Source organism: Elioraea sp., from assembly GCF_051860475.1.
Taxonomy (GTDB): Bacteria; Pseudomonadota; Alphaproteobacteria; order Acetobacterales; family Acetobacteraceae; genus Elioraea.
Window position 1 is genome coordinate 1 of the sequence record NZ_JBHYDW010000020.1, and the last position, 19626, is coordinate 19626.

Genomic DNA, 19626 nt, shown 5'->3' on the forward strand with positions numbered 1-19626 from the left:
CGAGGGTCTGCGCTTCGCCATCCGCGAGGGCGGCCGCACCGTCGGCGCCGGCGTCGTCACCAAGATCGTGCAGTGACAGTGCCACAACCGGCCCCTTAATCTTTGCGGCGCGCGCCGCTAGGGTTGGCGTGGCGGCCAGCGGCATGCGTCGCCAGATAGGGGTGTAGCTCAATTGGCTAGAGCGCCGGTCTCCAAAACCGGAGGTTGGGGGTTCGAGACCCTCCACCCCTGCCACCCGCACCCTGGGGTGCGGTAAACTAGGGACAAGCGGGTGGCGACAGTGCTGCCCGGGCCCCGTTTCTTGGATGAAGGACACGATGGCGAGGATCGATCCCGCGACCTATGTGCGTCAGGTGCGCCAGGAGGTGAGCAAGGTCACCTGGCCCAGCCGGAAAGAGACCCTGATCACCACGGGGCTCGTCTTCGTGCTGTCGATCCTGGCGGCAGTGTTCTTTTTCCTGGTCGACCAGGTGATCGGCCTCGGCGTGCGCGCCATCTTCGGCTTCGGCGCCTGAGGCGGGAGGAATGACGATGGCGGCAACCGAGAGCGAGGGGATGGCGCCGGTCCGCCCGGTGGCGCCTCCGTCCGCGGCCGGGCGCAAGCGCTGGTACGTGATCCACGTCTATTCGGGCTTCGAGAAGAAGGTCGCCCAGGCGATCCGCGAGCAGGCCGCCCAGAAGGGACTGGCGGACCGGTTCGAGGAAGTGCTCGTACCGATGGAGGAGGTGGTCGAGGTCAAGCGCGGCCAGAAGGTGCAGGGCGAGCGCAAGTTCTTCCCCGGCTACGTGCTGGTGCGCATGGAGATGACCGACGACACCTGGCACCTGGTCAAGAACACGCCGAAGGTGACCAACTTCCTCGGCGGCAAGGGCCGGCCGTCCCCGATCACCGACGCCGAGGCCGAGCGCATCGTCAAGGCGGTGGCCGAGGGCGTGGAGAAGCCGCGGCCCTCGATCACCTTCGAGGTGGGCGAGCAGGTGCGCGTGACCGACGGGCCGTTCACCAGCTTCAACGGCACGGTCGAGGAGGTGGACGAGGAGAAGGGCCGGGTGAAGGTCTCGGTCTCGATCTTCGGCCGCGCCACCCCCGTGGAGCTCGAATACTCCCAGGTCGAGAAGGTGTGAGCACAGCGGGGCGCTGACCCCGCAGGAACGCTTGCGCCGACGCGGACGCGTCCGTCAGGGTGCCTCCCCGTAAGGAGGGCGCCCTTGCGGCGACGCGCGCTGCTGGCCGGGATGGTGTTCGGGCTGCTCGCCGGCTGCGCGAGCCGGACGCCGCTGCCTGCGCCCCCCGAGACTGTCACCTTCCGCACCAGCGTGCCGCTCTCCTGCGTGCCATTCGCGCGCGAACTCTCCGGCATCGAGCTCTCGGGGGATGCGCATACCTGGTGGCGCGCCGCTTCGGGGCGCTATCTGCGGAGCGGCCGTCCGGCCCCCGGTGCCGTGCTGGTGCTGCGAGGCACGCGCCGCCTGCCGCAGGGACATGTCTCGGTGGTGGTGCGCCAGACCGGGCCGCGCGAGATCCTGGTCAGCCACGCCAACTGGGCCTCGGGCGCGGCACGCGGCGCGGTGCACCAGAACCAGCTGGTGGTCGACGTCTCGCGCCGCAACGACTGGTCGGCGGTCCGGGTCTGGTATCCGCGCACCGGCCAGCTCGGCGTGACCGTGTTCGCCGCGCACGGCTTCATCCATCCGCCGCGCCCGCGCACGCCCGAAGAGATCGCCGCGGACGTCCCGCGCGCGGCGCGCGACGCGGCGATGCAGCTCGCCGCGCGCTGAGCGCTACGCGGCCTCGGCGACGAACGGGCTGCGCAGCGTGCCGATTCCCGAGATCTCGACCTCGACCACGTCGCCGGGCTTCAGGTCGGGCGAGGTGCCGTCAGTGCCCATCCAGACCACGTCGCCGGGGTGGAGCGTCAGGTAGCGGGTCATCGCGGCGATGAACCTGCGCACCCCGAACAGCATGTCATTGGTTGCGAACTCGGTCGTCACCGCGCCGTTCAGCCGCACCGTCGTGCGCGCGGCCTCGAGGTCGAAGTCGGTCTCGATCCACGGCCCCATCGGCTTGAAGGTGTCGGTGTTCTTGGCCCGCCAGAGCGTGCGGTCGGCGCGCTGCCAGACCCGCTCGCTGACATCGTTGCCGATCGTGTAGCCGAGCACGCAGGAGAGCGCGTCCGCCTCGCTCAGATGCCGCGCCTTGCGGCCGATCACCACCGCAAGCTCGCCCTCGTACTGGACCTTCGTCGCATCCGACGGGATCACCACCGGCGCGTCATGCGCGATCAGCGCGTTCACCGCGCGATAGCCGATGTCGGGCTTGGACGGGATTGCAGCCGGGTCACCGTGTTCGCGGATATGCGCGACGTAGTTCAAGCCCGCGGCATAGAATGTGCGCGGCACGAACGGCACCTCGATCCGCACCTCCGCAAGCGCGTGCGTACGCCCGGTCGGCCCGTGCCCGTCGAAGGGCGACCCGCGCACCTCGCGAATGCGTCCGCCCTCCTCGATGCCCCAGGACTCGGCGGCGCCGGGCGCGGTGAAGCGGATCCAGCGCATGGCGGCCCTCAGTCGTTCGCGAGCCGCACCAGCGTGAACAGGCCGAGCGGCGGGCAGGGGGTGAGGCTCGCGCGCGCGCGCTCGGCCGATGTCAGCACCGCCTCCATGGCAAAGTCAGGGTGCCAGCCGAGCGCGCGCGAGAACGGCGCCATCGCCCGCTCGATGCCGCGCCGGATGCCCGGCGGCGCAAGGAAGTGGTTGACCAGCAGGATCGCCCCACCCGGCCGCACCACGCGCCGGATCTCGGCCATCATGCGCCGCGGGTTCGGCACCACCGAGGCGACGAACATCGCCACGGCGGCGTCGAACGAGGCATCCGGCAGGTCCATCGCCTCGGCATCCATCTCGACCAGCGCCTCGACATGATCCAGCCGATCGCGCTCGACCTTCCGGCGCGCGAGCGCGAGCATCTCGGGGCTGAGGTCGATCCCGACCACCTGGAGCCCGGGCCGGTAGTGCGGCAGCGCAAGCCCGGTGCCCACGCCGACCTCCAGCATCCGCCCATCCGGCAGTGCGTTCAGCGCCGCGATCGCGCGCCGGCGCGCCGGGCCTGACACGACGCCGAACACGGCGTCATAGATGCGCGCCCAGCGGCGATAGGCGGCGCGGACCGCATCGGCATCGAGCGGCCTCGCGGGGGTGCGCGCCTGCTCTGGCGAGCGGTCGACGGTCGCGGGCATGACGCTTGGCTACTGCCGGGGGACCGCGGATGCAACGGGTCGCGCACGGGATTCGGACCAGATCACGAACAGTCCACCCGCGGCGACGATCACACCGCCGAGTGCGGCGAGCAGGTCCGGCAGTTCGGCGAAGAACACCCAGCCCGCGATCACTGCCCAGATGATCTGGGTATAGGCGAAGGGGGCGAGCAGCGACGCCGGAGCGCGCTGGAATGCCTGGATCAGCAGGAAATGGCTGCCTCCGCCGATCGCTCCGATCAGCGCCAGCATCGCCCACTCGGTGGCGCTCGGCCACGCCCAGTCGAACGGCGCGATCAGCGTGGTGACGAGCCCCGCCGCCACGCCGGTGTGGAAGATCGTGGTCGCGGCATCATCCACGCCGGCGAGCCGCCGCGTCAGCACCTGGTACACCGCGAACACCGCCGCGGTGCAGAGCACCAGCAGCGCGGCCGGATGAGTGACCCCGAGGCCCGGGCGGATGATCACCAGCACGCCGGCGAAGCCGATCGCGATGCCGAGCCAGCGCCGCCACCCGACGGCCTCGCCCAGCACGCGGGCGGCAAGCAGGGTCGTGATCAGCGGCGAGACGAAGCCGATCGCCACGGCTTCCGCGAGCGGGATGTAGATCAGCGCCGCCGAGAAGCAGAGATTGGCAACGCACAGGCAGAGCGAGCGCACCGCCTGAAGCCGCGGCGCGCGCGTGCGCGGCGGCACGCGCCTTCCCATGAGCGCAAGCAGCACCGAGACGAACGCCAGATGGAAGGCGAAGCGCGCCCAGAGGACGACCGCGAGCGGCAGGGTCTGCACGCTCGCCTTGATGGCGCAGTCCATCAGCACGAAGGAGACGAGGGCCGCGAGCTGGTAGACGATGCCCGCGGCCGGCCGGTCGGCGGGGGCGGTCACGCCGCCCCCGCGCGCGGGCTATCGGCTAGGCGGCGTCCTCGCGGCGGTCCTTCACCCGGACATAGGCGAGGGCGGCATGCTCCGCGCAGTAGGGCTTGCCCAACAGCGCCTGGGCGCCGCAGAAGCGGAAGCCCGACGTGCCCGGATCGCCGAGCGGCCAGCAGCAGGCGCTGTTGCCGAGCCGCAGCGGTTGCGTCGGCGGGCGCATCGCCACGACCGGCGCCGGCCGCTCGGCCGGTGGGCGCGCGGCGGCGGCGGTTCCCGCCATCATCGGCGAGGGCCGCGGCATCATCGGGCGTGCGGCTCGGCGCGACGGCCGCGGCGCGGACGGGGCGCCGGGGACGCGGCGGATTGGCGAGGGCCGGGCGGCCAGATTGAGCCGGTGCGCCTTGCCCACCACGGCGTTCTTCGAGATGCCCATGCGGCGGCCGATCTCCGCCGTCGAGAGCCCTTCCGACCACAGCTGCCGGAGCGTGGCGATCGCGTCCTCGGTCCAGTCCATCCCGTGTGCTCCCGCCTTGTGGGGCTCTTTCTCTACCAAATACGGTATCAGAACCGCCAAGCGGGACACAACGGGTAGATCCGCGTGTGGACAAGAAAATTGTGGACAACCTGGGCGCGCGGGGCGGAAGCGGCCTCAGATCAGCTCCCTGCGCAGCATCCCGTGCACGCCCTTCACCCCGTTCACGGTCTGGGTGACACGGAAATCCGCCGCCAGCGAGCAGAACTGGTAGGCGTCGATCGGGGAGAGATTGGTCCGCGCGCAGATGAACGCGATCATCTCGCGCAGCGCCTGCTTCATCGCAAGGTCGAGGTCCTCGTTCAGCCCCATCGAAATGTAGTGCGTGGGGGTCTCGGCGCGCGGGAACGACAGCAGCGGCGCCGTACCCTGTTTCCTGTGCAGCACGAAAGTGAGGGCCCCGTCGAGGCACATCTCGAGCGCGGTGATGCAGACCTCGCCGTCGCCCTGCACCCCATGGCCGTCACCAACCGAGAAGTTCGCGCCGGGAACATGCACGGGGAGGAACAGGGTCGTGCCGGCGACCAGCTCCTTGTTGTCGAGGTTGCCGGCGTGCTCGCGCGGCGGGTTCGAGGCGATCCGGCCATAGACCGGCGGCGGTGCCACGCCCATCACGCCGAAGAACGGGGCGAGGGCCAGTTCCGTGCCCCAGGGCAGGCGGCAGGTGCCCCTCTCGCGGTCCACCGGGATGTGCAGCACGCGGCTCGTGGGAAAGTCCTCTGGCAGCGTGCCGACCAGCGGGCGGACCATGTTGTAGCCCCAGTCCGCGCCCGGGGCGATCTGCTCGATCCGAACCTCGAGCATGTCGCCCGGCTCGGCACCGGCGACCGCGATCGGCCCGGTCAGGATATGCGCGCCGAGCTCCGGCGCCATGGTGGTGACGATCTCGGTCAGCACGGGCGGGATCGCCAGCCCCGTGCCCGGCCCGGGCATTACGCCCTCGCGCCCCGAGACGCATTGCACCTCGACCGTGTCGCCCGAGTTGATCGTCAGCACCGGTGGCAGGGCGGCGTCGAAATAGCCCCAGTGGACGGTCGCGGGAGAGGCGGCGAGGCGGTGCGTGGCCATGGGGCACTCCGGGGCGGGAGGCGCATCGCAGCAGCGGGGGCGGAGCACGTCAATCAGGCGCCTCGAATAACCCCCGGCGTGGAATGGGCCCCTGGGGGCGGACCTCGCTGCAGACTTCTACACGACCTCTTTGGCGCGGTCTGCCCCGCGCGCGATACCGGCGCGGCGCTCGTGCTGACCCCCGTCTCGGTCGCGGCGATGAACCTGCTGCTTGACGAGGTCGCCTCGCAACTGCCGCCTGGCACGCACGCGGCCAAGCGGATCGACAATGCCGGCTGGCACACGGCGAACGACCTGCGGGTGCCGCCGAACATCACCCTCGTCCACCTGCCGTCCTGTTCGCCCGAGCTGAACGCCATCGAGACGGTCTGGCAGCATCTGCGCGGCCGCCATCTGTCGGGGCGGCGTTTCGCCGGCACCCGCGACATCGTGGACGCCTGCCGCAACGCCTGGAACCACTTCGTCGCCGAGACAGGCCGCATCCGATCACTCACCGACTTCGTGTGGGCTCGACGGGCCAATTCATGGTGCGCGGGGTATCAGTCACATGCGATTCCCGTGCGGGGTCCGCGGACCGCACGGAGGCGCCACGGCGGCCCGGCCGAGCCGGGCAGGGACAGGACGGGCGCCCCCGTTGACCGTCCCATCCCGCGCGGATAGACCCCGCGCGTGCTCAACTCGCTGCGCCCCTCCCGCCGAGACTGGCGTCTTGCGGCAACGGATCTCGTGCGCGGCGCTCAGGCGTGGCCGACCTGGGTCCTGCTCGGGGCCAGCGACATCCGGCAGCGCTACCGGCGCTCCCGGATCGGACAGTTCTGGATCACGATCAGCCTGGCCGTGTTCGTCGCCAGCATCGGCAGCATCTACGCATTGCTGTTCCGCCAGCCCGCAGGCGAGTACATCCCCACGCTCGCCGTCAATTTCGTGGTGTGGAGTTTCATCTCGGGCACGATCACGGACAGCACCGCCACGTTCGTCCAGGCCGCCGGATACCTGCGCCAGGATGCGCTGCCCAAGACGATCTTCGTGCTGCGCGCGCTCTCGCGGAACGTCATCATCCTGGCCCACAACGTGATCGTGATCCCGGTGGTGTTCCTGCTGTTCCTCGTCATGCCGAACGCGGCGGTCCTGCTCGTCATCCCGGGGCTTGTGCTGCTGCTCGCGGCCGGCTTCGCCGCGGTTCTGATCTTCAGCATCCTGTCCACCCGGTTCCGGGACCTGCCCCAGATCATCCAGAGCCTGCTTCAGATCGCGTTCTTCCTCACTCCGGTGATGTGGCGGCCCGAACAGCTGCCCGACTCGGCCAGGTTCATCGTCGACGTCAACCCGTTCGCGGCCTTCTTGCGCATCGTGGCAGAGCCGATCCTCGGCCGGGTCCCCGACGCGCTGGCCTACGCGAACGCCCTCGCGGTGACCGCGATCCTGTTCGCTCTCGCGCTGCCGCTGTTCGCCCGCTTCCGGGCGCGCATCGTCTACTGGATCTAGCCGGCGGGGCGCGCACCTTGGCATCGATCACCCTGACCCGGGCCTCGGTGGAGATCCCGATCTACAATGCGCGCGGCCGCTCGCTGCGCAGCAACCTGCTGCGGCGCGTGGGCGGACAGCTCGCCTCGGACGATCGCGACGTCGTCACGGTGAAGGCGCTGAACGAGGTCTCGCTGTCGCTCCGGCCGGGCGACCGTCTCGGGCTGCTCGGCCACAACGGCGCGGGCAAGTCGACGCTGCTGCGCGTGCTCTCGGGCGCCTACGAGCCGTCGGGCGGCACGGCCGAGATCGTCGGCACGGTGTCGTCGCTGCTGGACATCACCATGGGCATGGACTCCGAGCTCACCGGAGCCGAGAACATCGTGCTGCGCGGCGTGCTGGTCGGCCTGTCGATCCGCGAGGCGCGCGCGCTGACGCCGGAGGTCGCCGAGTTCTCCGAGCTCGGCGACTACCTCAACCTGCCGCTGCGGACCTATTCCAGCGGCATGCTGCTGCGGCTCGCCTTCGCGGTCTCGACCGCGCGCCGGCGCGACATCCTCCTGCTCGACGAGCTGATCGGCGTGGGCGATGCCTCCTTCGCCGCCAAGGCCCGCCGTCGGGTCGAGCAGATGATGGACGAGGCCAGCATCCTTGCGATCGCGTCGCACGACGCGGCAATCATCAGGCAGTACTGCAATCGCGCGATCCTGCTGCGGGGCGGTACGGTGGTCGCCGACGGGAAGGTTGAGCACGTGCTGGCGGAGTATCAGCGGGCGGGATCGTGACGACGCCACGGCCGGCAGGCGGAGGCGAGCGGAGGAGAGTGCGTCGGAGGGTCGGACGACAGTGATGCTCGGCCGAGGCTCCTGACGCCCGGTGATCCCGGCGCCCCGTCCTCGATCGTCCTGAGCCCCGTCAGCCGCCGACCGCCGCCACCTGCGCGCGTGGCCGCACCGCCTCGATCCGCCACCCCTCGGCGTCGAACACGTGCAGGCTCGCCGGCGGCAGCACCACCGGCAGCACCGCACCCGCGAGCGGCGAGCAGTCGCTCATCCGCACCGTCAGCGCCTCGCCCGAGGGCAGCGCGCCGTGGATCAGGCTCTCGGCGCCGAGCGGCTCCACCAGATCCACCTTCAGCGCCAGGCTGCCGGGGCCCGAGCCCGCCTGGATGTGCTCCGGCCGGATGCCGACGGTGAGGGCCGTGCCGTCGCCGCCCGGGTGCACCCCGTCCGCGAAGGCGATCGTCGCGCCGGCCTTCAGCCGCGCCGCCGTGCCGCCCTCGGCAAGCTCGGCGGCGAGGAAGTTCATCGCCGGCGCGCCGATGAAGCCGGCGACATAGGTGTTGGCCGGCGTGCGCCAGATCTCCATCGGGCTCGCCACCTGCTCGGCGCGGCCCTCATGCATCACCACCAGCCGGTCGCCCAGCGTCATCGCCTCCACCTGGTCGTGGGTGACGAACAGGCTGGTCACGCCGAGCCGCCGCTGCAGCCGCTTGATCTCGGCTCGCATCTGCACGCGGAGCTTGGCGTCGAGGTTCGACAGCGGCTCGTCGAACAGGAACAGCTTGGGCTCGCGCACGATCGCGCGGCCCATCGCGACCCGCTGGCGCTGCCCGCCCGAGAGCTGGCGCGGCTTGCGCTCGAGCAACTGCCCGATGCCGAGCAGATCGGCGGTCTGCTGCACGCGCGCACGGATGTCGGCCCTGGCCAGCCCGCGGATCCTGAGGCCGTAGGCCATGTTGTCGAACACGCTCATGTGCGGGTAAAGCGCGTAGTTCTGGAACACCATCGCGATGTCGCGATCCTTGGGTTCCAGCCTGGTGACGTCCGCGCCGGCGATGATCACGCGGCCCTCGGTCGCGGTCTCCAGCCCCGCGACGATCCGCAGCAGGGTCGACTTGCCGCAGCCCGAGGCGCCGACGATGACGATCATCTCGCCCTCGGCGACCGCGAGGTCGATGCCGTGCAGCACATGCGTGGTGCCGAACGACTTGCGGATGCCCTGGAGTTCGAGCGTCGCCATGGCGTGCCTTACTTCTCCGTCTCGACCAGGCCCTTGACGAACCAGCGCTGCATCAGGATCACCACCGCGACGGGCGGCAGGAGCGCCAGCACGGCGGTCGCCATCACCAGGTTCCAGTCCGTGTCGGCCTCGGAGCCGATCATGCGCACGATGCCGATCACGATCGTCTCGACATCGCCCGAGGTGGTGACCAGCAGCGGCCAGAGATACTGGTTCCAGCCATACACGAACAGGATCACGAACAGCGCGGCGATGTTGGTGGTCGAGAGCGGCAGCACGACGTCCTTGAAGAACCGCAGCGGCCCTGCGCCGTCGATCTTCGCCGCCTCGACCAGCTCGTCGGGGATGGTCAGGAAGAACTGCCGGAACAGCAGCGTCGCGGTGGCGGACGCGATCAGCGGAATGATCAGCCCCCCATAGGTGTTGATCATGCCGAGATCGGAGACGACCTTGAAGGTCGGGAAGATGCGCACCTCGACGGGCAGCATCAGGGTGATGAAGATCGACCAGAACGCGACCATCCGCCCGGGGAAGCTGAAGAACACCACCGCATAGGCGGAGGTCAGCGAGATCGCGATCTTGCCCACGGTGATCAGCAGCGCCATGACGAAGCTGTTGATCATCATCAGGCTGACCGGCACGCGCGTGGTGCGCGCCGAGCCCTCGCCGAGCGCGGTCAGGTAGTTCTCGATCGCATAGGGGCCGGGCAGCAGCGGCACCTCGCCCCGGCTGACCGTGCCGACATCGTGGGTCGAGCCCATCAGCACGATCCAGATCGGCAGCGCGAACAGCACCACGCCGAGGCCCAGGATCATGTGCGTGATCACGTCGGTGCGCCGCCGCGCGGCCTCGGCCTTCATCGCCGCCCGTTCGGCCGCGGCGAGCCGCGCGGCGTCGATCGGCGCGTGCATCATCGCCGGCCCCGCATCAGTAGTGCACCTTGCGCTCGATGAAACGGAACTGGACCGCGGTCAGCACGATCACCGCCAGCATCAGCACCACCGACTGCGCCGAGGACGAGCCGATATCGAGGTTCACCCGCCCGTCGATATAGGCCTTGTAGATCAGCGTCTCGGTCGCCTTCGCGGGCCCGCCCTTGGTCAGCGCGTCGATCACGCCGAAGGTGCCGAAGAACGCGAACACGATGTTGACCACCAGCAGGAAGAAGGTGGTGGGCGAGAGCAGCGGGAAGATCACGGTCCAGAACCGCCGCTGCGCCGAAGCGCCGTCGATCGCCGCGGCCTCCAGCACCGATTTCGGGATCGACTGGAGCCCGGCGAGAAAGAACAGGAAGTTGTACGAGACCTGGTTCCAGGCCGAGGCGACGATCACCACCAGCATCGCCTGCCTGCCGTTCAGCTTGTAGTCCCAGACGATGCCGATGCCGTTCAGGAACCGCCCGAGCAGGCCGACCTGCGGGTGGAAGATGAAGATCCACAGCACCGCGGCGACCGCGGGCGCGATCGCGTAGGGCCAGATCAGCAGCGTCTTGTACACGCCCGCGCCGCGGATGTGCCGATCGGCCAGCACCGCGAGTCCCAGCGCGATCGCCATCGACAGCAGCGTCACCCAGAACGAGAACACCGCCGTCGTCCAGACCGCCGAGAGATAGAGCGGATCGGCGAAAAGGTCGGTGAAGTTCTCGAACCAGACGAAGGTGGTGCGGATGCCGAACGCGTCCTGGCGCAGGAAGCTGAACCAGATCGCCTGGCCGGCAGGCCAGAAGAAGAACACCAGGGTGATCGCGAGCTGCGGCGCGAGCAGCAGATAGGGCAGTCCCTTCTCGCGGAAGATGACGCGCTTCTGCATGCTCGCCTCAAGCGTGCGGGCCACCCCCGGCCCGGGAGCGGCCCGCCGACTTCCTCAGTTCGCCGCCGCCGGCTCCGTCACGAGCGGTTGGCGCGCTCGAACGTCCGCAGCACCGCATTGCCGCGGCGGTTCGCCGCCTCCATCGCCTGCTGCGCGGTCTGCTGGCCCTGCAGCGCCTTCTCAAGCTCCTCCTGGATGATGTTGCGGATCTCGACGAAGCCGCCCAGGCGGAAGCCCTGGCTGTTCGGCGTCGGCTCGGCGCGGGAGAGCTGGATGATCGCCGCATCGGCGCCGGGGTTCTGCTGGTAGTACCCTTCCGCCTTCGCCTTCTCATACGCGCCGAGCGTCAACGGCACGTAGCCGGTGACCTGGTGCCACCACTGGTCCTGGTCCGGCCGGCTGATGAACGCGTAGAACGCGGCGACCGCGGCGTATTCCGCCGGAGTGCGGGTGCGCGAGGTGAGCGCCCAGAGGCTCGCGCCGCCGATGACGCCGTTGCGCGGGCTCTGGATGATGTCGTCGTGGTAGGGCAGCGGGATCGAGGCCCACTTGAACTTCGCGTCGCGCTCGATCTGCGCGCGCGCCGCCGAGGAGCCGAAGGTGATCGCGCACTCGCCGGAGGGGAACAGGTTGCCGGCCGCGCCGTCGCGCCCGCCGTAGCGGAACAGCCCGTCCTTGGCGAGATCGAGCAGGAACTGCACGTGCTTGAGGAAGAACGGGTGGGTCAGGTTCAGCTCGGCGTCCATGCCGCCGAAGCCGTTGCCCTTGGTGGCAAGCCCCACATCATGGATCGAGGACTGCTGCTCAAACATCACCCAGGTCGGCCAGGTGGTTGTCATCACGCAGGGTGTGGGGTTCGCGGCCTTCAGCTTCTCCGCGACCGCGCGCACCTCGCGCCAGGTGCGCGGCAGCTCGGTCACGCCCGCCTTCTCCAGCGCGTCCATGTTCAGCCACATGATCGCCGAGGAGGAGTTGTGCGGCATCGAGACGAGCCGCCCCTGGGTGTCGCTGTAGTAGCCGCGCACGCCGGCGAGATACTTCGCGGGGTCGATCTCGATCCCGGATTCGGCCGAGAGCTGGTGCACCGGCCGGATCGCGGGCCCGGCCGCCATCATGGTCGCGGTGCCGACCTCGAACACCTGGGCGATGTGCGGCGGGTTGCCGGCGCGCCAGGCGGCGATCGCGCCGGTCATCACCTCGACGTAGGAGCCGCGGAACGTGGCGGTGACGGTGTAGCGGTCCTGGCTCGCGTTGAAGCGCGCGACCTGCTCCTGCACGCGCTCGCCGAGCGCGCCGCCGAGGCCGTACCAGAACTGGATCTCGGTGCGCTGCTGCGCCGAGGCCGGCGCGGTCGTGAGGGCCAGCGCCAGGGCGGCGCCGGCGAGAAGGAATCTGCGATGCATCTGGGTCTCTCCCGTTTCGTGGCCTCGCGGCGTGTAGCGGCTCCATGTTACGCCACGGTGACAGCCAGATGAAGCTTCCGCGTCCAAGGCCGCCGCCGCGCGTTGCCCCCTCGCCTCGCCGTCCTCTAAGCTGCGCTGCAACAGGACGCTCGCGGCGCGAGGGGAAGGCCGGCACTTCATGGACATCAAGGACCACATTCGCGGCATCCCCGATTTCCCCAAGCCCGGCATCCTCTTCTACGACATCTCGACGCTGCTCGCGCACGCGGATGCGTGGCAGGTGGCGATGGGAAGGATGGCGCGGATCGTGCGCCGCCACCAGCCCGACCTGATCGCCGGGGTGGAGAGCCGGGGCTTCCTGGTCGCCGCCCCGCTCGCGCTCAAGCTCGGCTGCGGCTTCATCATGCTGCGCAAGCGGGGCAAGCTCCCGGGCCCCACGGTCGGGCACGACTATGCGCTCGAATACGGCACCGACCGGATCGAGGCCCAGGTGGACGCCGTGAAGCCCGGCGACCGCGTGGTGGTGGTGGACGACCTGCTCGCGACCGGCGGCACGATGGCCGCCGGGATCACGCTGCTGCGCAAGCTCGGAGCCGCGGTGCCGGGCGCGGCGGCGCTGATCGAACTCACCTTCCTGAACGGAAGGGCGAAGCTCGATGTCCCGTTCGACGCACTCGTCGCCTACGACCGCTGAGCCTGCGCCGGCGGGCGAGGCAGCCAGCGCCGCGCTGCCCGATTTCGACCCGCGCGCGGCCGGCGTACTCGCCGCCGCGCTGGCGGCCGCGCCGACCGGCGTGACGATCGCCGACCCCTCGCGCCCCGACTGCCCGATCGTGTTCCTCAACCCCGCCTTCAGCGTGATCACCGGCTACCCGGCCGACGAGGTGCTGGGGCGCAACTGCCGCTTCCTCCAGGGCAGGGACACCGATCGGAAGGCGGTCGCGCGGGTGCGCCGCGCGATCGCGGCGGGCAGGTCGATCACGGTCGAGATGCTGAACTACCGCAGGGACGGGTCGCGGTTCTGGAACGAACTCCGCATCACCCCGGTGCCGGGACCCGACGGGATGCCCGCGCTGTTCCTCGGCATCCAGCACGACGTCACCGCGCGCAAGCGCGCCGAGCAGGCGCTCGCGCGCGCCAAGCGCGCGGCCGAGCGCGCAAACCAGACCAAATCCGACTTCCTCGCCACCATGAGCCACGAGATCCGCACGCCGATGAACGGGGTGATGGGAACGGTGCAACTCCTGCTCGAGACCGAGCTCACCCCCGAGCAGCGCGCCTATGCCGAGACGGCGCGGCGCTGCGGCCAGGATCTGCTCGCGATCGTCAACGACATCCTCGACATCTCGCGCATCGAGTCCGGCATGCTGCGCATCGAATGCGTGCCGTTCCGCATCGCCGAGGTCGTGCTCGGCGTGCTCGACCTGTTCGGCGCGACCGCCTCGGAGAAGGGGATCGGGCTGGCCGCCGCGATCGCGCCCGAGGTGCCCGACACGGTCGAGGGCGATCCGCACCGGCTGCGCCAGGTGCTGCTCAATCTGGTCGACAACGCGGTGAAGTTCACCGCGATTGGCGGCGTGACGGTGCGGATCGAACGCGCCTCCGCCGAGCCCTTCGCGCTGCGCTTCGCCGTCAGCGACACCGGCATCGGCATCCCGACGGCGGCGCAGAAGCGGCTGTTCGTCCGCTTCGCCCAGGCCGATCCCTCGATCAGCCGGCGCTTCGGCGGCTCGGGGCTCGGGCTGACGATCTGCCGTCAGCTCGTGCGGCTGCTCGGCGGCGAGCTCGGGCTCACGAGCGAGGCCGGGCGCGGCACGACCTTCGCCTTCACCCTGCCTGTCCGCCCGGTCGCCGGGGCGGGGGCGGCGCCGACGCGGCTCGTGCCCTCGGCGGAGGCGGTCGCGCCAGGCCCGCGCGGGGCGCGCGGGCGGGTGCTGCTCGCCGAGGACAGCCGCTCGAACCAGCTCGTCGCCGCGGCCATCCTGCGCCGCGCGGGGTTCGCGGTCGATGTCGCCGCCGACGGCGAGGAGGCGGTCGAGCGTGCGGCCGCGCAGCGCTACGACCTGATCCTGATGGACGTGCAGATGCCCAAGCTCGACGGCTTCGGCGCGACCGCGGCGATCCGCGCCCTCCCGCCGCCCGCCGGCGCCGTGCCGATCATCGCGCTCACCGCCTCGGTGCTGCCCGAGGACCGCGACCGCTGCATCGACGCCGGCATGACCGGCTACGTCTCAAAGCCGATCGACCTGATCGCGCTGCTCGGCGCGGTCGACCAGGCGCTCGCGGGACGGCGCGGCGGGCGGCGCGGCGGCGACCCCACCGGCGAACTGCCGCTGGTCGACCGCGCGGCGCTCGACGATCTGCGCGGCGCGGTCGAGCCCGGACGTCTGCCCCAGCTCATCGCCGTGTTCGTCGAGGAGACCGAGGCGCGGCTCGCCGAACTGGAGGCCGCGCGCGCGGCGGGCGATGTCGCAGCGATCGGCCGCCTCGCCCATGTGCTCAAGAGTGCCGCCGGCACCTTCGGCGCGGTCGCCCTCGCGCGCGCGGCCACGCTGCTCGAGGAAACCTGCCGCGACCCGCAGGCCGAGGGGGCCGGGCGCCTCGCCGGCGAGCTCGTGGCGCTCGCCCGGCGGACCCTCGCCGCCCTCGCCGAGCCCGCGTCGGTCGGCTGATCGTTCTCAGTCCAGGACGAGATTCGCCGCCTTGATGACCTCGCCGAAGCGTGCGTACTGGTCCTTGCCGAACGCAGCGAACTCGGCGGCATTCTTCACCACGATCGGGATCTGCACGCGCGCCAGCCCCTCGCGCACCTGCGGGTTCGCCATGGTCGCGAGACAGGCGCGCTCGAACCGCGCGACGAGGTCCGGCGCCATCCCGGCCGGACCATAGATGCCGCTCCAGATCGAATAGACGTGGTCATGGCCGAGCTCGCGCATGGTCGGCGTGTCGGGGAAGTCGGGGCTGCGCGCCGCCGAGAAGATCGCGATCGGATGCAGGTCGTACTGGCGGATCAGGTTGCTCTGGTCGTTGAACAGCGTGACCGAGCCCTCGCCGAAGGCCTGCATGACCTGGCCCGAGCCGCGATACGGGATGTGGTTCATGCTGATCCCGGCGCCGCGCTCGAACGCCACCATCGAGATGTGCGGGATCGTTCCCGGGCCGGTCGAGGCGTAGGGGAAGGCGCCGGGCTCGGTCTTCGCCTTCGCGATCACGTCGGCGAGCGTCCGCAGCCCGGAGGTCTTCGGCGTCATCATGATCACCGGGCTGTCCAGCACCTGGCAGATCGGCGTGAAGTTCTCGATCGTGTAGCCGACATTGCGCCGAAGCTGCGGCTGGATCATCACCGGACCGACCGGGGTGATCAGGATGGTCTTGCCGTCGGGGCGCGCGCGCGCGACCTCGAGCGTGCCGATCGTTCCGGCCGCGCCGGTGACGTTCTTGATGATCACGGCCTCGCCGAGCGCCTCGGCGAACACGGGTTGCATGATCCGCCCGCTGATGTCGGTCGCGCCGCCGGCCGGCCAGGCGATCACCATGGTCACCTGCGCGGCTGCCGGCGCGGCGAGCAGCGATGCCGCAAGCGCGGCGGCGAACAGACGTCCCGGCATGATCGGTCTCCTCCCGTGGTTCGTTGGCGGCACCCTAGCCGGGGGGGCGGCAGCGGCGCAACGTTCCATCGCCCCGATCGGGAGTGATCGTTGGGGGGCGACGGCACCGCACCTTGCCGCGCGCGCGCGCCCGTGGAACACAGGCACGCGGGGAGAGGGAGACGCCATGACGCAACCGACCGGCGCAAGCGTGATCGCACAGATGCTCGCGGGCTACGGCGTCACCCACGTGTTCTTCGTCGATGCTGTGCTGCGCCGGACCCTGATCGAGCTTGAAGGGCTCGGCGTCCGCCGCGTGCTCGCGCACAGCGAGAAGGCCGCGGTGTACATGGCCGACGGCTATGCGCGCGCCTCGGGCCGTGTCGGCGTGTGCTTCGCGCAGAGCGTGGGCGCGGCCAATCTCGCCGCAGGGTTGCAGGATGCGTATCTGCACCGCGCACCGGTCGTGGCGATGACCGGCCGCAAGGCCGCGCAGGCGCGCAACGCGTATCAGGAGATCGCGCACGCGCCGCTGTTCGCCGCCGTCACCTCGTTCGCCGAGCGGGTCGATGCGCCGGACGATCTGCCGCGGCTGCTCCGCCAGGCCTTCCGCGCCGCGACGGGTCCCACGCCGCGGCCGGCGCATCTCGACCTGCTCGGCCTCCAGGCCGAGGGGATCGAGGTGCCGGAGATCGGCGCGGATGCGTCCGTGGAGCCGCGCCATGGCGCCGTGCCCGCGTTCCGCGCCCCGCCAGATCCGGGCGACCTCGCCGCCGCCTCCTCCGTACTCGCCTCGGCGAGGCGCGTCGTGATCGTCGCCGGCGCGGGCGCGACGCTGTCCGGCGCGGGCGAAGCGCTGCTCCGACTCGCGCGCCTGCTCGCCGCCCCGGTCGCGACCAGCCTCGGCGCGCGCGGGATCATCGACACCCGCGATCCCCTCTCGGTCGGCACGGTCGGCGGCTATGGCGCGCCGCCGGCGAACGAGATCGTGCACGCGGCCGACTGCGTGCTGGTGGTCGGCAGCCATCTTGGCGACCAGCCGACACTCGACTGGCGCGTGCCCGCGCCGGGCACGCGCATCGTGCAGATCGACGCCGATCCGGCCGAGATCGGCCGCAACTACGCGAACACGCTGCCCCTGCCGGCCGATCCGCGCACCGCACTGGAGGCGCTCGCCGAGATGTTCGCCGCCGCACCCCGAGGCGATGCCTTCACGCGCTGGGCCGCGGAGCGCGTCGCCGCGTGGCGCGCGGCGATGGCGCCCCGCTTCGCCTCCGACGCGGTGCCGATCCGGCCCGACCGGCTCTGCGCCGAGATCACCGCCGCCCTGCCGCGCGACGCGATCCTGGTCTCCGACACCGGCTATTCGGGGATCTGGACCGCGACCTGCATCGAGCTCGCGCCGCCGCAGAGCTATCTGCGCGCGGCCGGCTCGCTCGGCTGGTCGTTCCCGGCCGCGATCGGCGCCAAATGCGCCTGCCCCGACCGGACGGTGCTGTGCTTCTCCGGCGACGGCGCGATCTACTACCACCTGCCTGAACTCGAGACCGCGCGCCGGCTCGGCCTGCCGCTCGTGCTGGTGATCAACAACAACTCGGGCTTCGGCCAGGGCCTGCCGAACGTGCGCCGGCTCCAGGGCAACCGCCCCGGCAACGCCGAGGAGATCATCCGCTTCGGTCCGACCGATTTCGCGCGCGTCGCCGAGGCTTTCGGCGTGCGAGGCATCCGTGTCGAGCATCCTGCTGACATCGGACCGGCGCTGGCGGCGGCGGTCGACCATTCCGGGCCCGTGGTGGTGGATGTCGCCACCGACATCGAGACGCGCGCACCGGAACCCTGGAGTCCGGAGGAGCAACGATGATGCGGGTCGCGATCCTTGGTGCGGGCCTGATGGGTCATGCGCTCGCGCTGGTGCATGCGCTCGGCGGATGCCGCGTGCGGCTGACCGACACCCATGCGCCGACCCTCGCGGGCGCGCCCGGGCTGATCGCGAAGGCGCTCGCCACACTGCGCGAGGCCGGCGAGACCGATCGCGACGAGACCTGGCTTGCCTCTGTCGTGACCACGCACGCGGCTCTCGCCGAGACCGTCGCGGATGCCGAGCTGATCGTCGAGGCGATCACCGAGGACGCCGAGGCCAAGCGCTCGCTCTACGCGGCCCTCGATCCGCACGCGCCGCGCGATGCGATCCTCGCCTCCAACACCTCCTATCTCGACCCGTTCCCACTGATGCCCGAGGGGCGCCAGCACCGCGCGGCGATCGCGCACTGGTACACGCCGCCCTATCTGGTCGATCTGGTGGACGTGGTCGCGGGGCCGCGCTGCGACGCGGAGGTGCCGGTCCGCCTGCGCGCGCTCTATGCCGGCATGGGCAAGCACCCGATCGTGATGCGCAAGTTCGTGCCGGGCTTCATCGCCAACCGCATCCAGGCGGTGATGGCCATGGAGCTCTACACGCTGCTCGATGAGGGGGTTGCCGACGCCTCCGAGATCGACGCCGCGATCGTGCATGGGCTCAGTCTGCGCCTGCCGCTGCTCGGCCACTTCATGAAGGCCGACTTCACCGGCCTGCCTCTGGTGCAGAAGGCGCTCGCGGCGCGCATGGTGCCGCCGCCGCCGCCGATCACGCGTAGCGCGTCGCTCGACCGGCTGATCGCCGAGGGCGCCTCGGGCGTGATGGCGGGACGCGGCTTCTACGACTACGGCGGCACGAGCCCCGCCGCGCTGTTCGAGGAGCGCGATCGCAGGCTGATAGCGCTCAAGCGCGCGCTCAGGGAGATCGGGAGCATGATCCGATGACGATCGCGTTCGACGCCATGACGGCGCTGGTCACCGGCGGCGCCTCGGGGATCGGCCTCGCGACCGTCGAGCAGCTCGCGCGCCGCGGCTGCTTCGTGCTGCTCAACCACCTGCCGGACGATCCCGCCGGGCCGCGCGAGGCCGCGCGCCTGCTCGCCGAGGGTTACCGTGTCGGCACCGCGCCCGGCGACGTCTCGGTGCCGGGCGAGGCCGAGGCGATGGTCGAGGGGGCGATCGCCTCGCTCGGCCGGCTCGACATCCTGGTCAACAACGCCGGCACGCCGAACACGCGAGCGCCGATCCCCCCGCGCGACCTCGACGCCATGACCGAGGATTTCTGGGCAAGAATCCTGCACACCAACCTGATCGGCCCATTCCGCTGCACCCGCGCCGCCGCGGCCGCCCTGCGCGCGGCCAAGGGGTCGGTGGTGAACACTGCCTCGATCGCCGGGCTCGGTCATGTCGGGTCCTCGCTCGCCTACGGCGCCTCCAAGGCGGCGCTGATCAACATGACGATCAGCCTTGCCCGCGCGCTCGCGCCCGAGTGCCGCGTAAACGCAGTCGCGCCGGGCTCGGTCGCCACCCCCTGGCAGGCCGACTGGCCCGAAGAGCGCAAGCAGGCCGCAGCCGACCGGGCGCTGCTGAGGCGCCAGTGCACCGCCCAGGACATCGCCGATGCGATCGTCTTCCTCGCCACCACCCCCGCACCGATCACCGGCCAGACCCTGGTGGTCGATGCCGGGCTGACGCTCGGGTGATCCTGCCGCCCATTGCAACCGCGACAGCGGGGGGCTCATATAGCCCGGGCGGAGACA

Annotated in this window: 21 protein-coding genes, 1 tRNA gene and 1 pseudogene; 13 read left to right on the plus strand and 10 right to left on the minus strand. The window is 70.8% G+C overall.

The features are described 5' to 3' along the window. From ACTIFU_RS05975 to ACTIFU_RS05995, 5 genes are all read left to right on the plus strand, one after another. Positions 1-76 (plus strand): hypothetical protein (locus tag ACTIFU_RS05975; protein WP_141855806.1); only part of this gene is annotated, 76 nt, incomplete at its 5' end. A gap of 81 nt (positions 77-157) precedes the next feature. Then, positions 158-234: transfer RNA gene (locus tag ACTIFU_RS05980), tRNA-Trp, on the plus strand. 83 nt (positions 235-317) lie between these two features. Continuing rightward, the gene (secE, locus tag ACTIFU_RS05985) at positions 318-515 is read left to right on the plus strand and encodes a preprotein translocase subunit SecE (protein WP_439577380.1); all 198 of its coding nucleotides are present in this window, start codon (positions 318-320) and stop codon (positions 513-515) included. Between the two features lie 40 nt (positions 516-555). Continuing rightward, positions 556-1125, plus strand: coding sequence for a transcription termination/antitermination protein NusG (gene nusG / locus ACTIFU_RS05990; RefSeq protein WP_439577417.1), 570 nt, complete (start codon positions 556-558; stop codon positions 1123-1125). A gap of 84 nt (positions 1126-1209) precedes the next feature. Beyond that, complete coding sequence (locus ACTIFU_RS05995) at positions 1210-1779, plus strand: CHAP domain-containing protein (protein WP_439577381.1); 570 nt, start codon at positions 1210-1212, stop codon at positions 1777-1779. Positions 1780-1782: 3 nt separating this feature from the next. Here ACTIFU_RS05995 and ACTIFU_RS06000 read toward each other — a convergent pair whose 3' ends face one another. From ACTIFU_RS06000 to ACTIFU_RS06020, 5 genes are all read right to left on the minus strand, one after another. Next, positions 1783-2556, minus strand: a complete 774-nt coding sequence (locus ACTIFU_RS06000) for a fumarylacetoacetate hydrolase family protein (protein ID WP_439577382.1) — start codon at positions 2554-2556, stop codon at positions 1783-1785. Positions 2557-2564: 8 nt separating this feature from the next. Beyond that, the gene (locus ACTIFU_RS06005) at positions 2565-3236 is read right to left on the minus strand and encodes a class I SAM-dependent methyltransferase (protein ID WP_439577383.1); all 672 of its coding nucleotides are present in this window, start codon (positions 3234-3236) and stop codon (positions 2565-2567) included. A gap of 9 nt (positions 3237-3245) precedes the next feature. After that, positions 3246-4139: a DMT family transporter gene (locus ACTIFU_RS06010; RefSeq protein WP_439577384.1), complete on the minus strand. Its 894-nt coding sequence runs from the start codon at positions 4137-4139 to the stop codon at positions 3246-3248. Between the two features lie 25 nt (positions 4140-4164). Further along, positions 4165-4641, minus strand: coding sequence for a GcrA family cell cycle regulator (locus tag ACTIFU_RS06015; protein WP_439577385.1), 477 nt, complete (start codon positions 4639-4641; stop codon positions 4165-4167). Positions 4642-4776: 135 nt separating this feature from the next. Beyond that, positions 4777-5727, minus strand: coding sequence for an acetamidase/formamidase family protein (locus tag ACTIFU_RS06020; RefSeq protein ID WP_439577386.1), 951 nt, complete (start codon positions 5725-5727; stop codon positions 4777-4779). A 78-nt stretch (positions 5728-5805) separates the two neighbouring features. Here ACTIFU_RS06020 and ACTIFU_RS06025 point away from each other — a divergent pair, with 78 nt between their 5' ends. The 3 genes and pseudogenes from ACTIFU_RS06025 to ACTIFU_RS06035 all read left to right on the plus strand — a co-directional run. Next, positions 5806-6387 carry a transposase gene (locus ACTIFU_RS06025; RefSeq protein WP_439577387.1) on the plus strand — a complete coding sequence of 194 codons (582 nt, stop codon included), beginning with the start codon at positions 5806-5808 and terminating at the stop codon, positions 6385-6387. Positions 6388-6396: 9 nt separating this feature from the next. Further along, entirely contained in the window at positions 6397-7212 is an 816-nt protein-coding gene (locus ACTIFU_RS06030) for an ABC transporter permease (protein WP_439577388.1), read from the plus strand. Positions 7213-7316: 104 nt separating this feature from the next. Then, a pseudogene (locus ACTIFU_RS06035) lies at positions 7317-7976 on the plus strand (ABC transporter ATP-binding protein); the annotation flags it as partial. 130 nt (positions 7977-8106) lie between these two features. Here ACTIFU_RS06035 and ugpC read toward each other — a convergent pair. From ugpC to ugpB, 4 genes are all read right to left on the minus strand, one after another. Then, complete coding sequence (gene ugpC, locus ACTIFU_RS06040) at positions 8107-9213, minus strand: sn-glycerol-3-phosphate ABC transporter ATP-binding protein UgpC (RefSeq protein ID WP_439577389.1); 1107 nt, start codon at positions 9211-9213, stop codon at positions 8107-8109. 8 nt (positions 9214-9221) lie between these two features. Beyond that, positions 9222-10127 (minus strand): sn-glycerol-3-phosphate ABC transporter permease UgpE, encoded by a 906-nt coding sequence (ugpE, locus tag ACTIFU_RS06045; protein WP_439577390.1) that lies wholly within the window; start codon positions 10125-10127, stop codon positions 9222-9224. Between the two features lie 13 nt (positions 10128-10140). Next, on the minus strand, positions 10141-11022 hold the full coding sequence (ugpA, locus tag ACTIFU_RS06050) for a sn-glycerol-3-phosphate ABC transporter permease UgpA (protein WP_439577391.1): 882 nt from the start codon (positions 11020-11022) through the stop codon (positions 10141-10143). Positions 11023-11099: 77 nt separating this feature from the next. Continuing rightward, complete coding sequence (gene ugpB, locus ACTIFU_RS06055; RefSeq protein ID WP_439577392.1) at positions 11100-12425, minus strand: sn-glycerol-3-phosphate ABC transporter substrate-binding protein UgpB; 1326 nt, start codon at positions 12423-12425, stop codon at positions 11100-11102. Positions 12426-12603: 178 nt separating this feature from the next. Here ugpB and ACTIFU_RS06060 point away from each other — a divergent pair, with 178 nt between their 5' ends. Continuing rightward, positions 12604-13119 carry an adenine phosphoribosyltransferase gene (locus ACTIFU_RS06060; RefSeq protein WP_439577393.1) on the plus strand — a complete coding sequence of 172 codons (516 nt, stop codon included), beginning with the start codon at positions 12604-12606 and terminating at the stop codon, positions 13117-13119. Continuing rightward, on the plus strand, positions 13082-15097 hold the full coding sequence (locus ACTIFU_RS06065; RefSeq protein WP_439577394.1) for an ATP-binding protein: 2016 nt from the start codon (positions 13082-13084) through the stop codon (positions 15095-15097). The genes ACTIFU_RS06060 and ACTIFU_RS06065 overlap by 38 nt, the downstream gene beginning before the upstream one ends. A gap of 6 nt (positions 15098-15103) precedes the next feature. Here ACTIFU_RS06065 and ACTIFU_RS06070 read toward each other — a convergent pair whose 3' ends face one another. Continuing rightward, positions 15104-16033 (minus strand): tripartite tricarboxylate transporter substrate binding protein, encoded by a 930-nt coding sequence (locus ACTIFU_RS06070; RefSeq protein WP_439577395.1) that lies wholly within the window; start codon positions 16031-16033, stop codon positions 15104-15106. Positions 16034-16199: 166 nt separating this feature from the next. Between ACTIFU_RS06070 and ACTIFU_RS06075 the strand changes: the two genes are divergently transcribed. Genes ACTIFU_RS06075 through ACTIFU_RS06085 form a run of 3 tightly spaced genes read left to right on the plus strand, consistent with a single transcriptional unit; the run spans position 16200 to position 19569 of the window. Next, the gene (locus ACTIFU_RS06075; protein ID WP_439577396.1) at positions 16200-17873 is read left to right on the plus strand and encodes a thiamine pyrophosphate-binding protein; all 1674 of its coding nucleotides are present in this window, start codon (positions 16200-16202) and stop codon (positions 17871-17873) included. Further along, positions 17873-18811 (plus strand): 3-hydroxyacyl-CoA dehydrogenase family protein, encoded by a 939-nt coding sequence (locus tag ACTIFU_RS06080; RefSeq protein WP_439577397.1) that lies wholly within the window; start codon positions 17873-17875, stop codon positions 18809-18811. The genes ACTIFU_RS06075 and ACTIFU_RS06080 overlap by 1 nt, the downstream gene beginning before the upstream one ends. After that, positions 18808-19569: an SDR family NAD(P)-dependent oxidoreductase gene (locus ACTIFU_RS06085; RefSeq protein WP_439577398.1), complete on the plus strand. Its 762-nt coding sequence runs from the start codon at positions 18808-18810 to the stop codon at positions 19567-19569. The genes ACTIFU_RS06080 and ACTIFU_RS06085 overlap by 4 nt, the downstream gene beginning before the upstream one ends. Positions 19570-19626 lie beyond the last annotated feature (57 nt).

Bases quoted from the DNA above. Each gene is read 5' to 3' on its own strand.
- secE (WP_439577380.1), top strand. From the start codon at position 318: ATGGCGAGGATCGATCCCGCGACCTATGTGCGTCAGGTGCGCCAGGAG.
- nusG (WP_439577417.1), top strand. From the start codon at position 556: ATGGCGCCGGTCCGCCCGGTGGCGCCTCCGTCCGCGGCCGGGCGCAAG.
- ACTIFU_RS06000 (WP_439577382.1), bottom strand. From the start codon at position 2,556: ATGCGCTGGATCCGCTTCACCGCGCCCGGCGCCGCCGAGTCCTGGGGC.
- ACTIFU_RS06005 (WP_439577383.1), bottom strand. From the start codon at position 3,236: ATGCCCGCGACCGTCGACCGCTCGCCAGAGCAGGCGCGCACCCCCGCG.
- ACTIFU_RS06015 (WP_439577385.1), bottom strand. From the start codon at position 4,641: ATGGACTGGACCGAGGACGCGATCGCCACGCTCCGGCAGCTGTGGTCG.
- ACTIFU_RS06020 (WP_439577386.1), bottom strand. From the start codon at position 5,727: ATGGCCACGCACCGCCTCGCCGCCTCTCCCGCGACCGTCCACTGGGGC.
- ugpC (WP_439577389.1), bottom strand. From the start codon at position 9,213: ATGGCGACGCTCGAACTCCAGGGCATCCGCAAGTCGTTCGGCACCACG.
- ugpE (WP_439577390.1), bottom strand. From the start codon at position 10,127: ATGATGCACGCGCCGATCGACGCCGCGCGGCTCGCCGCGGCCGAACGG.
- ugpA (WP_439577391.1), bottom strand. From the start codon at position 11,022: ATGCAGAAGCGCGTCATCTTCCGCGAGAAGGGACTGCCCTATCTGCTG.
- ugpB (WP_439577392.1), bottom strand. From the start codon at position 12,425: ATGCATCGCAGATTCCTTCTCGCCGGCGCCGCCCTGGCGCTGGCCCTC.
- ACTIFU_RS06060 (WP_439577393.1), top strand. From the start codon at position 12,604: ATGGACATCAAGGACCACATTCGCGGCATCCCCGATTTCCCCAAGCCC.
- ACTIFU_RS06065 (WP_439577394.1), top strand. From the start codon at position 13,082: ATGTCCCGTTCGACGCACTCGTCGCCTACGACCGCTGAGCCTGCGCCG.
- ACTIFU_RS06070 (WP_439577395.1), bottom strand. From the start codon at position 16,033: ATGCCGGGACGTCTGTTCGCCGCCGCGCTTGCGGCATCGCTGCTCGCC.
- ACTIFU_RS06075 (WP_439577396.1), top strand. From the start codon at position 16,200: ATGACGCAACCGACCGGCGCAAGCGTGATCGCACAGATGCTCGCGGGC.
- ACTIFU_RS06080 (WP_439577397.1), top strand. From the start codon at position 17,873: ATGCGGGTCGCGATCCTTGGTGCGGGCCTGATGGGTCATGCGCTCGCG.
- ACTIFU_RS06085 (WP_439577398.1), top strand. From the start codon at position 18,808: ATGACGATCGCGTTCGACGCCATGACGGCGCTGGTCACCGGCGGCGCC.